Annotated in this window: 6 protein-coding genes; 3 read left to right on the forward strand and 3 right to left on the reverse strand. The window is 69.5% G+C overall.

Annotated elements, in window-relative coordinates; translation table 11 throughout:
* The first annotated feature begins 16 nt into the window (after nt 1–16).
* From recC to recD, 3 genes are read left to right on the forward strand one after another with little or no spacing between them, the layout of a single operon-like run.
* A complete protein-coding gene (recC, locus tag F7O44_RS05455; protein WP_162449083.1) occupies nt 17–3,331 on the forward strand; it encodes an exodeoxyribonuclease V subunit gamma in 3,315 nt (1,104 codons plus the stop codon).
* On the forward strand, nt 3,331–6,621 hold the full coding sequence (locus F7O44_RS05460; RefSeq protein ID WP_162449084.1) for a UvrD-helicase domain-containing protein: 3,291 nt from the start codon (nt 3,331–3,333) through the stop codon (nt 6,619–6,621). Before recC ends, F7O44_RS05460 begins: the two co-directional genes overlap by 1 nt.
* Nucleotides 6,618–8,411: an exodeoxyribonuclease V subunit alpha gene (gene recD / locus F7O44_RS05465; protein WP_162449085.1), complete on the forward strand. Its 1,794-nt coding sequence runs from the start codon at nt 6,618–6,620 to the stop codon at nt 8,409–8,411. The genes F7O44_RS05460 and recD overlap by 4 nt, the downstream gene beginning before the upstream one ends.
* Before the next feature lie 81 nt (nt 8,412–8,492).
* Here the strand turns inward: recD and F7O44_RS05470 are convergent, their stop codons facing one another.
* From F7O44_RS05470 to F7O44_RS05480, 3 genes are read right to left on the reverse strand one after another with little or no spacing between them, the layout of a single operon-like run.
* Nucleotides 8,493–9,641 (reverse strand): hypothetical protein, encoded by a 1,149-nt coding sequence (locus tag F7O44_RS05470; protein ID WP_162449086.1) that lies wholly within the window; start codon nt 9,639–9,641, stop codon nt 8,493–8,495.
* The gene (locus tag F7O44_RS05475; protein WP_162449087.1) at nt 9,638–10,294 is read right to left on the reverse strand and encodes a hypothetical protein; all 657 of its coding nucleotides are present in this window, start codon (nt 10,292–10,294) and stop codon (nt 9,638–9,640) included. Before F7O44_RS05475 ends, F7O44_RS05470 begins: the two co-directional genes overlap by 4 nt.
* Nucleotides 10,291–11,565, reverse strand: a complete 1,275-nt coding sequence (locus F7O44_RS05480; protein WP_162449088.1) for a hypothetical protein — start codon at nt 11,563–11,565, stop codon at nt 10,291–10,293. The genes F7O44_RS05475 and F7O44_RS05480 overlap by 4 nt, the downstream gene beginning before the upstream one ends.
* Between the last annotated feature and the right edge of the window lie 7 nt (nt 11,566–11,572).

Raw genomic sequence — 11,572 nt, forward strand, 5'->3', positions numbered from 1 at the left:
GTGGCATCCTGGGCTGGTGACCTTGCACATCCACCGCGCCGAGCGCACTGATGTGCTGGCTGACGGGCTGGGTGACCTACTCGCCACGCGCCTCGCTGACCCGTTCGCCGGCGAGCTGGTGGTGGTGCCCGCGAAGGGTGTCGAACGCTGGCTTTCTCAACGGCTCGCGCACCGGTTGGGGGCCGCTCCGGGGCACGGGGACGGGGTGTGCGCCGGGATCCGGTTCACGTCCCCGCGGTCACTGGTCGCCGTACTGCTGGGCCTTACCGAGGACGACCCCTGGGCCGCGGAGGCGATGACCTGGCCGCTGCTGGCGGCGTTGGACGACTCCCTCGACGAGCCGTGGTGCGAGCCGGTCGCCCGGCACCTCGGGCATTTCGACGCCGGTGTCGAGGCCGAACTGAGGCGGGGTCGCCGATACGCCGTGGCGGCGCGGCTGGCCAGGCTCTTCGCCGCCTATTCGGTGCAGCGCCCGCACCTGCTGGCCGACTGGTTCGACGGTCGTGACACCGATGGTCGCGGCGGCGCGGTCGACGACGATCTGGCCTGGCAGCCCGAACTCTGGCGGCGGATGGTCGAGCGGCTCGGCGCACCCCCACCCCATGTTCGCCACGCCGCCACTCTCACGCAACTGCGTGACCAGCCCGAAGCGTTCGACCTGCCGGACCGACTCTCGTTGTTCGGGCACACCCGGCTGCCGGTCACGGAAGTCGAACTCCTCGCCGCACTCGCCGAGCATCGCGACGTGCACCTGTGGCTGCCGCACCCCAGCGGCGCGCTGTGGGATCGCCTGGCCGAGGCCCGCTGTGCGCCGGCCGACCGAGTCGCTGATACGAGCTACCAACAAGCCAGCCATCCACTGCTGGCCACGCTCGGCCGGGACAGCCGCGAGCTGCAGTTGACACTCGCCGCCGTCCAGGCCTCCGACACGCACATTCCAATGCCCGCAGCACCCGGCACACTGCTGGGCTGGCTGCAGAACGACATCCGCGGCAACACCATTTCCCCTGGTGGGCGGCGCCTCGCCAACGGCGACCGCAGCGTGCAGGTACACGCCTGTCACGGCCCGGCCCGGCAGGTCGACGTTCTGCGTGAGGTCCTGTTGGGGATGCTCGCGGCCGACCCGACGCTGGAGCCACGCGACATCATCGTGATGTGTCCCGACATCGAGACCTATGCGCCGTTGATCACCGCCGGTTTCGGTCTGGCCGACCTCGGCGAGGACGGCCACCCCGCCCACCGGCTCCGCGTGCGGCTGGCCGACCGGGCGCTCACCCAGACCAACCCGTTGCTCGGCGTCGCGGCGCAATTGCTCGACCTGGCCGGTGGCCGGGCCACGGCGAGTCAGGTGCTTGATCTCGCCCAGGCCAAGCCGGTCCGGCGCCGGTTCGCCTTCACCGACGACGACCTCACAACCATCACTGCCTGGGTTCGCGATTCGGGCGCCCGGTGGGCATTCGATCAGGACCACCGGGACACGTTCGGCCTCACCGACTACCTGCAGAACACGTGGCGCTTCGGCCTCGACCGGGTACTCACGGGGGTGGCGATGTCCGCCGACGCCCGGGCGTGGATCGGCACCGCTCTGCCACTTGACGATGTTGGTAGCGCCCGCATCGAGCTGGCCGGCCGGTTCGCGGAGTACCTCGACCGACTTCGGGCTGTGGCCGAGAGTCTCGACGGCACGCGCCCGCTCTCCGAGTGGCTCGATGCGCTTCGCGACGGGATCGAGCGGCTGACCCGGGTCGGTAGGGACGAGGCATGGCAGACCGGCGAGGTCCGTCGTGAGTTCACCGGTGTCGGCGCCGCCGCCGGCACGCTGGCCGCCACCCCGCTGCGGTTGCCAGATGTCCGGGCACTGCTTTCTACTCGCCTCGCCGGCCGGCCGACCCGCGCCAACTTCCGCACCGGCACATTGACGGTCTGCACGATGGTGCCGATGCGTTCGGTGCCGCACCGGGTGGTGTGCCTGCTCGGGCTCGACGACGGAGTGTTCCCCCGGTTCGGCCTGGACGACGGCGACGACGTCCTGGCCAGGTGCCCGATCACCGGCGAGCGGGATGTGCGGGCCGAAGACCGCCAGCTCATGCTCGACGCCATCCTCGCCGCCACCGAGTCATTGGTGATCACCTACACCGGGGCCAACGAGTACACAGGCCAGCAGCGGCCGCCCGCTGTACCGGTGGGCGAGCTGCTGGACGCACTCGACCACGCCACCGAGGCCGACGTCCGCGAGGCTGTTCTCGTCAAGCACCCGTTGCAACCTTTCGACCGCAAGAATCTCGAGCCCGGCCGCCTCGGCACCCCCGGACCTTTCACGTTCGACCCGACCACACTGGTCGCCGCCCGGTCTGCGGCGGGTACGCGCCCGGCTCGCCCCGAGTTCCTGCCGGAGCCGCTGCCGCCCTCCGGCGACGACGACGTCACCTTGGCAGAGTTGCTGTCGTTCTTCCGGGATCCGGTCAAGGGATTCTTCCGGGCGCTCGACGTCACCCTGCCGTGGGAGGTCGAGGGTGTCTCCGACGCGATGCCGGTCGAGATCGACAACCTCGAGAAGTGGTCCGTGGGCGACCGGATGCTCCTCGACATGCTCGGCGGCACCCCGCCTGACCAGGCTCTGCAGGCAGAGTGGCGGCGGGGCGCGCTGCCTCCCGGCCGGCTCGGCTGGCGCACCGGCATGGAGATCCGTGACGAGGCGAAGAAGCTCGCCATCGTTGCGCTGACCCACCGGCAGGCCCAGCCTGAGGCTTTCGATGTGGACGTCGACCTCGGCGCCGGCCGCCGTCTCACCGGAACCGTCCCGAGTGTCTACGCACGCCGGCTCATATCGGTGAGCTACTCCCGTCTCGGCGCCAAGCACCTGCTCGCCACCTGGGTGCAACTACTCGCGTTGAGCGCCAATGACGACGACCACAACTGGACGGGTCTGGTCATCGGCCGCCGCCCGCAGGGTACCGAGCCGGCCACCAGGCTGTTCGGGCCGGTAGGGCCAGATGCACGTGATCTGCTCGCCGACCTGGTGGCGGTGTACGACGCCGGCCGCCGCGAGCCGTTGCCGCTGCCGCTCAAGACCTCGTTCGCGTGGTACGAAGCCAGGCGGACGAACACCGACCAGCTCCGGGCCGCAATGAACCGGTGGCAGCCACGCAACTACGACGGCGAGAACGCCGATCCCGCCCATGTCCGGGTCTGGGGCTCCAACGCTTCACTCGACGCACTACTGAAACCGGCCAGTGCCGACGAAATGCAGCCCGGCGAGACCACCCGGCTCGGCGCCTACGCCGCCCGAGTCTGGGGACCGATGCTTCACCACGAGCGGCAGGCGCCGTGATGGAGCCATTCGACCTGTTCGGGCCGCTGCCCACCGGCACCACCGTGCTCGAAGCCAGCGCCGGGACTGGCAAGACCTACGCCCTGGCCGGGCTGGTGACCCGCTACGTCGCCGAAGGCGAGGCCCGGCTCGACGAGATGCTGCTGATCACCTTCGGCCGAGCGGCCAGCCAGGAGCTTCGAGATCGAGTGCGCTCTCAGCTCGTCGAAGCCGAGCAGGCGCTGGCTGTCCCTGGCCAACCGCAGGACAGTGACTTGCTGAGCTACCTTGCTCGCGGTGATGCTGATGAGGTCTCCGAGCGGCATGGTCGGCTACGCGACGCGCTGGCCAACTTCGACGCGGCCACCATCGTGACAACCCACCAGTTCTGCCAGCTGGTGCTCCGCTCCCTGGGTGTCGCCGGCGACACTGACGCCGGGGTCACGCTCGTCGACGATCTCGGGGACCTCGTGACCGAGGTGGTCGACGACCTCTACCTTCGGCGCTTCGGCAACTCCGCGGAGCAGCCGAAGCTCACTCGTGCCGACGCGCTGGCGATCGCCACGAAGGTGGTCGGCAACCCGCACACCCGGCTGGTCCCCGAGGTATACGCCGAAGGCTCGCCCGAGGGTGTCCGCGTCGAGTTCGCCAAAGCCGTGCTGGACGAACTAGATCGCCGGAAGCGACGGCTCGGCATTCTCGGGTACGACGATCTACTCACCCGGCTCGCCGCCGCGCTCGAAGACCCCGGCGCCCCTGCCAGGCACCGGATGCGGCGACGCTGGGCGGTGGTGATGGTCGACGAGTTCCAGGACACCGACCCGGTGCAGTGGAAGGTCATCGACGCAGCGTTCAACGGCCACAGCACACTGGTCCTCATCGGTGATCCGAAGCAGGCCATCTACGCGTTCCGCGGCGGCGATATCGCGACGTACCTGACGGCGGCGGTCACCGCGGGCGAACGGCGCACCTTGGACACGAACTGGCGAAGCGACCAGCCGCTCGTCGACAGCCTGCAGGTGGTGCTGGGCGGCGCCCAGCTCGGCCACGAGGACATCGTCGTTCGCGAGGTGGCCGCACGTCATCAGGGCAGCCGCCTGGCCGGTGCCCCGTCGGACGCGCCGTTCCGGCTCCGGGTCGTGCGGCGCGACCAACTCGGCACGGCCGCCGGCAGGACGATCGGCATCGACACGCTACGCGAGCACATCTCCCGCGACCTCGCCGCCGACGTCGGCCGGCTGCTCTCCTCCGGAGCGGCCTATGGCGGGCGGCAGGTCCGCGCGGGTGACGTGGCGGTGATCGTCGAGGCACACAAAGACGCACGAGCCTGCCGGGAGGCATTGACCGCGGCCGGGATTCCCGCCGTCTACTCCGGTGACCTCGACATCTTCTCGTCGCGGGCCGCGCAGGACTGGTTGTGCCTGCTTGAAGCGTTCGACCAACCACATCGCTCCGGCCTGGTGCGGGCCGCGGCGACCACGATGTTCTTCGGAGAGACCGCAGCCAGCCTCCATGCCGGCGGCGACGAACTGACCGACCGGATCGGGCAGACCCTGCGCGCGTGGGCGGATCACTTGCGCGCCCGAGGCGTGGCAGCGGTGTTCGAAGCCGCGCAACTCAGTGGTCTGGCGCAGCGGGTGCTGGCCTGGCGCGGCGGCGAGCGCGACATGACCGATCTGGCGCACCTCGCCCAGTTGTTGCACGAGACCGCCCACCGGGAGCGGTTCGGCCTCCCGGCGTTGCTCGCCTGGCTTCGCGAGGAGTGCGCCGGTCAGGGACGCTCAGCCGAGCGGACCCGCCGCCTCGACAGCGACGCGGCAGCGGTGCAGATCATGACCGTGTGGGTGAGCAAGGGTATGCAGTATCCGCTGGTCTATCTGCCGTTCGGCTTCAACCGGCACATCTACGACGACGAACTACTGCTCTTCCACGAGAACGGGGTGCGCAGCCTCGACATCGGCGGAAAACAGGGTGCAGGCTACAGCGCGAACAAGACTCGCTGGCGAGCGGAGGTTGCTGGTGACGACATCCGGCTCACCTATGTCGCGCTGACCCGCGCCCAGTCCCAGGTGGTGGCCTGGTGGGCACCATCGTGGGACGAGGTCAACGGGGGGATCTCCCGCCTGCTGCGCGGCCGCAAGCAGGGCGACCCGGTGGTGCCGAACAACCTGGACAAAGCGCCCAGCGACAACGACGTGCTGGCTTGGCTGCGGCGTTGGCAGCAGGCCGGTGGCCCGGTCGTCGAGGAGTCGGTGGTGGCAGACCACATCGAACCCGCTCGCGAGGAGCTGCCCGGCGGACTGGCGGTCGCGTCGTTCACCCGCGACGTCGACCTGGCCTGGCGTCGGACGTCGTACTCCGCGCTGGTCCGCGCCGCCGACCACCAGTCTGGTGGGGTGGCCAGCGAGCCGGAGGAGAGTGCGCTGGAGGACGAGGCCGTCGATCCGCTGCCAGCACCGGCAACCGCCGCGGCGGAGGCGTTGCCATCACCGATGGACGGAATGCCGGCCGGTGCGACGTTCGGGTCGCTGGTCCATGCCGTGCTGGAGGTGGCCGATCCGCACGCTGAAGACATGCACGCCGAGCTTGCCGACCGGGTCGGTGAACACCTGCCGTTCTGGCCGGTCGAGGTGGCTCCAGCCGCGCTGGCGGAGGCGTTGCTTCCGCTGCACGGCACCCCGCTCGGGCCGCTGGTGCCCGGACTGACCCTCGGTGATGTGGGGCTGCGCGACCGGCTCTGCGAACTCGACTTCGAGATCCCCCTGGCCGGCGGCGACGACGCCATCAAGGCCGACCTACGCCTGGGCGATGTCGCCCCGGTGATGCGCGCCCATCTGGCCGCGGACGACCCGCTGCTCCCCTATGCCGACCGGCTCGAGCAACCGCTGCTGGGACGGGAGACGATGCGCGGGTATCTCTCCGGCTCGATCGACGTGGTGCTCCGTGTCCCGCACGGTGACACGGACCGTTTCGTCGTCGTCGACTACAAGACCAACCGGCTCGGCGACCCCGAGCAGCCCGACACGTCCGCGAACTACGACCATCCTCAGCTGGCGTCGGCCATGCTGCACTCGGACTATCCGCTGCAGGCCATGCTGTATTCGGTGGTGCTGCACCGATACCTGCGCTGGCGGTTGCCGGACTACGACCCGGAGCAACACCTCGGCGGCGTGATCTACCTGTACCTGCGGGGCATGTGCGGTCCGGAGACTCCCCTCACCGACGCTCACCCTGCCGGGGTCTTCAGCTGGCCGCTGCCGCCGGCACTCGTCCTGGCGCTGTCCCACCTGCTCGACGGGAGCGGCGCATGACGACGATGATGGAGGAGTATGACAGCTCGCTGGCGCTCGCCGCTTCCGGCAGTCTGCGCGCCTTCAATGACGCGGGAGTGCTGCACGCCGCCGATGTGCACGTCGCGTCTCGGCTCACAGCCATGCTGGGCGAGACCGACGAGTCCGTGGCCCTGGCGTGCGCCCTGGTGGTGCGGGCGGCGCGGTCCGGCTCGGTCTGTCTCGACCTCACCGCGGTGCGCGACGAGGCCGGCGACGACGGCGCTGGCCTGCCCTGGCCTGACCAGGACGGCTGGCTCGCGGCGCTCAACGCCAGCCCGCTGCTCGGGCCTCCGCATCCACTCCGCCTCGAAGACACCCGGCTGTATCTGGATCGGTACTGGCAAGAGGAGAAGCAGGTCGAGCGAGACCTGCGCGCCCGAGCCGGCCAGCCGCCCCCCGTGATCGCCGACGAGGCCGCCCTACACGCCGCTCTGCACAGGCTCTTTCCGGACGCGTCGTACGACGAGCAACGGGCTGCCGCGGACACCGCCGTGCGGCAATGGACAACGGTCTTGAGCGGCGGGCCGGGCACCGGCAAAACCACGACCGTCGCGGGGCTGCTGGCTCTGCTCGCCGAGCAGGCGGAGAAGGCCGGTGACCGGCGGCTCCGGGTCGCCCTGGCCGCTCCGACCGGAAAGGCCGCTGCCCGGCTGGAGCAAGCGGTCCGGCACGAGATGATGTCCGATCGGTTCTCCCCGCAGGACACGAGCAGACTGGGCGGCTTCAACGCCCGGACGCTGCACATGCTGCTCGGCCGCCGGCCCGACTCGTCGACACGGTTCCGCCACAACCGCGACAACCGGTTGCCGCACGACGTCGTCGTCGTCGACGAAACCTCGATGGTCTCGCTGACCATGATGGCCCGGCTGCTGGAAGCGGTGCGGCCGCAAACCCGGCTGATCCTGGTCGGCGACCCCTACCAGCTGGCCTCCGTCGAGGCCGGAGCCGTACTCGCCGACCTCGTCGACGGGCTCGTCGCCGGCGGGCACGTGAACGCGGCCGAGTTGCGCACCTCCCACCGGTTCGGCAGCGAAATCGGCGTCCTGGCCTCCGCGGTGCGCGAGAACCGGCCGGCTGACGTCCTCACACTCCTCCGGGACGGCGGCGAGCGGGTGCACTTCGTCGAGGAAGACGACCCGCGGGAGACATTGCGGGCGGCGTTGCTGCCCGGTGTGCTAGCGATCCGGGAAGCGGCCGAAGCCGGCGACGCCGACCACGCGCTCGCGGCCCTCGAGAACCACCGGCTGCTCTGCGCGCACCGCGACGGACCGTGGGGCGTCGAACGCTGGAACCGGACCGTGGAGCGGTGGATCACCGAGGAGACCGACGATCCACTCTGGGACACCTGGTACGTCGGCCGCCCGGTGCTGGTGACCGCAAACGACTACGGCCTGGGCATCTACAACGGCGACGTCGGCGTCACCGTACGGCGATCCGACGGAACACTGCGGGTCCACATCAACAGCTCCCGCGGCCGGCTCGACTTCTCCCCTGCCCGGCTCGGCAACGTCCAGACGCTGCACGCCATGACCATCCACAAAGCCCAGGGCAGCCAGGCCACCGAGGTCACCGTGCTAATGCCCGGCGAAGAGTCCCGGCTGCTCACCCGTGAACTCTTCTACACAGCGATCACCCGCGCCGAAGATCGTGTCCGGATTGTCGGTAGCGAAGACGCCGTGCGCGTGGCACTCGGGCGCCAGGCGCTGCGCGCCACCGGTCTCCGGCAACGGTTGACCGGTGAGGACACAGAGCTTCGTGGCCTCACGTAACCACCTCTTACGGTGGTTACGTGAGGCCACGAACCCCTCAGTCGGATACCGGGGCCGACTTCATCGGCTGTACACCATGTTTCAGTGCTGCCGGAGCTGGTCCAGCAGGTCCGGGGTCAGCGCCCCGAAGCCGGTGGAGGCCCACGGCTCGGCGCCGGAGTCCATGTAGTGCACCACTGTGTCCTCGGTGGGCAGATCGAGGATCTCGGGTTCGCGGCGCCGGCCGATGTGGCGGCGGCAGGAGCGGCAACACGGCACCTCGCGGGTGCCGGCCGTCGTGGTCCAGGGCGCACGCGCGTCGGCCGGGCCGTGCAATGGGTTGAAGAAGCAGACCACCGTCGGTTTCCATGGATTGCCGGCCACGGCGTGGTCGAGGGCTTCGTCGCCGCGGCGGGCAAGCACCATGGCGCCGATCGAGTCGGCGGCGTCGTCGGACCGGTCCAGGACGGCTGTGGCCGCCTGGTAGTGGTTGAGCGCGGCGCCCCATGCGTCGTTGTCGGAGCTCTCCTCGATCTCCAGCTCGCGGATGCGCTCACCCAGCGCCGTGCACTCGGCCTCGGCCCGCCGCCGCCACTCCTGGGTCTGGGCTGACGAGATCCGCTGCAATGCCCGCCGCTTCAGCCGGACGCCCTTGCGACGGGCTCGGCGGCGGCTCAGGACGGCGAGGACGACCATCGCGGCGATCCCCGTCGCCACACCGATGGCCACGGCCGGGTCCATACCCAGGATCTGAGCGGGCTCACCGTCCGTGCTCTGCACGCTGCCCGTTTCGGCCCGCTCCGGGAAGTGCTCGTCGTAGATGGTCTCGGCGTCACCGCCGGTGAAGATCTCGACCGCCTCCCGCATTTGCAGCCCGAGGTCACTGGGGTAACGGTCTTGGGCCACACTCGTGGCGAGAAAGTCATCTGGGCCAGGACGCCCGCCGTAGCTCGTGGTGGTCACGGACCAGCCGTAATCCAGCGATCCGCGGGAGACGAAGAAGGTTCCGTCCTCCTGGAGCTGGCGGTTGACCAGCGTGACGAGTTGGTTCGCCGACACATCCGCACCATGTTCCAGGGGTACCGCGACGACGAAGACCCGGGGATCCGCGCCGGCCACCAGAGCCGTGATCTCGCCGAGTTGCTCGTCGGTGAAGACATCGGCCAGCGAAGAGTCCACGTGCACGCCGTCGTCGGCGAGGTCGGCCGCGATCTCCTCCGGGTCGGGCTGGTAGGACTCCGTCTCGGTCACGCTGCCGCCCTCCGTCGCCGCACGATGAACCAGCCGGTCAGACCCATCGCGCCGACGAGCCCGCCGCCGAAAACGCCGATCAGCAGGCCCGCGGCGATCACGCCTGCGGTGCCTTCCCAGTCGCTGCTGTGGGTGCTCTCCCCCAGCTCGTAGTCCCGTCCGTCGTTCTCCGCGATCTTCTCGAGCAGCCGGCTGGTCTCCCGGCTGCTGGACCATTGCTCGTCCGGGGAGTCGGAGACGGAGAAGCGTTCGGCGTCGATGCCCACGTCCGCACTGTCCAGTCCGCCACTTTCGGGACTGACCTGGAGGTATACACCGGGGCGGTCGAGTCGCAGACCGATCTGCCGCAGCACGTCGCGTCCGGACCGGTAACCGGCTTGCCGGCTCTCCGGCCAGACCACCACGAACACCTGCGGGTCAGCGGCTGCCGCCGCCTCGTCAATCCGGGCCAGCTCCTCGGCGGTGAAAGCCTCCTCAGAAGCGGGATCGACGTAGACGTGGGACTCGCCCAGGCCGTCTGCGGCCATGCGGGCGCGCTCGGTTGTGTATGTCTCGTCGGGCACACCCGATGAGGTGATCGACCAGGCGGCCGAGCCACCAGCAGCTGCGCACACCACGGTGAGCAACAGGCCTATGACGATCTTCTTGTTCATCGGCGCGCGCTCCGATCCGCGAGAACCTGTTCGGCGAGATCGCCCACCAGGGCGCCGTAGCCGGTCCGCGCCCATACGGTAGAGGTATCGACATAGGGTTCCCACCCACGAACACGTTTCCGCACCGACAGGAACGCCCCCTGCCGCCGGCCGCACGCTGAGCAGACCGGCGCGTCGATCGACGACCCGTCCACCCGGACGGTGTCGCGCGCCTCGCCATGCAGGGGATTGATGAGACATGGCCGGAAAACCTGGCGCTCAGGTTCCCTGACCCGGTCCACCTCACGCTCTGCCGTCAAAGCGAGCACGTAAGCACCCACGGAATCGAGCTCGTCGCCCGTGTCCAGGACACGTTCAGCAGCTTGGATCGCGGTGGCCGCCAGCTCACCCGCCTCCGAGGTCAGCTCTGTGCCTGACAGCGCGTCGAAACGTCGCCGCGCTTTATCGAGGCGTTTCCTCGCCCGCATGGGCATGCCCTCCGGCACTGCCTCGTAGGCAGGTCGGCGAGCCTGGGCTCCCGCCTTGGCTCGCAGCGGCTTGGCCCGCGCTATACCCGTCGTGACGATGAGCCCGGCAACCAACACACCCGAAGCCGTGGACAAGGTGGCCACCCAGCGGTCGGCCTTGGCGTCGGCGACTGGCTTGGTGAAGTCCGGGATGAACGCCCATGGCTGGCTCGCGTACTCGTCAACCACTGACGGTGCCGGCTCCGCACCAGCCGTCGCGGCCGCTCGCACCACAAGGACCGCTTCGAAGAGCGCCGATGCTCGTGGATACTCACCCGGTCCGCGGGCTTCGGCCTCTCGCAACGCCATGTAGGTATTGCGCAGGTCAAAGTCGTCCGGAGCACCCCAGATGCCTGTATATGCCGAAGGCGACTCTAGGAAGTCCACGTGGAAGATACCGTCGCCCAGCTCTTCACGGAGGAGGATCGCCACCTGCTCGGCAGGCTGCTCCGTCGGTCCCACCTCGTCGGGCAGGTGCGCCAGCACCACGTAGACCGGGATGTCGGCGCCCGCCGCCGCCTCGCTGAGCACGTCATGGGCGAGCAAGGAGTCACCCATACCCATGGATGGCTGAACCAGGATGGGGTCGTCGCGCAAATGCTCGATGATCTCCTCGACGGTGGCGGCGTGCACTGGTTCTTCGTCGACACTGGCCGCGATTGCGGCCGGTGCGCCGAAGAAGGCAACGCAGACGGCCAGCGCCGCCGCACGTAAGACGCGGCGGCGGCGAAACGGTGCGGCACTTGCAGTCAAGGCTCCGGGCACCAAAGGA

This window comes from Phytoactinopolyspora mesophila (genome assembly GCF_010122465.1).
In the GTDB taxonomy this organism is placed as follows: Bacteria; Actinomycetota; Actinomycetes; order Jiangellales; family Jiangellaceae; genus Phytoactinopolyspora; species Phytoactinopolyspora mesophila.

What these genes read in the sequence shown, in the direction of transcription:
- F7O44_RS05460 (WP_162449084.1), top strand. Translation starts at nt 3,331, where the DNA reads ATGGAGCCATTCGACCTGTTCGGGCCGCTGCCCACCGGCACCACCGTG.
- recD (WP_162449085.1), top strand. Translation starts at nt 6,618, where the DNA reads ATGACGACGATGATGGAGGAGTATGACAGCTCGCTGGCGCTCGCCGCT.
- F7O44_RS05475 (WP_162449087.1), bottom strand. Translation starts at nt 10,294, where the DNA reads ATGAACAAGAAGATCGTCATAGGCCTGTTGCTCACCGTGGTGTGCGCA.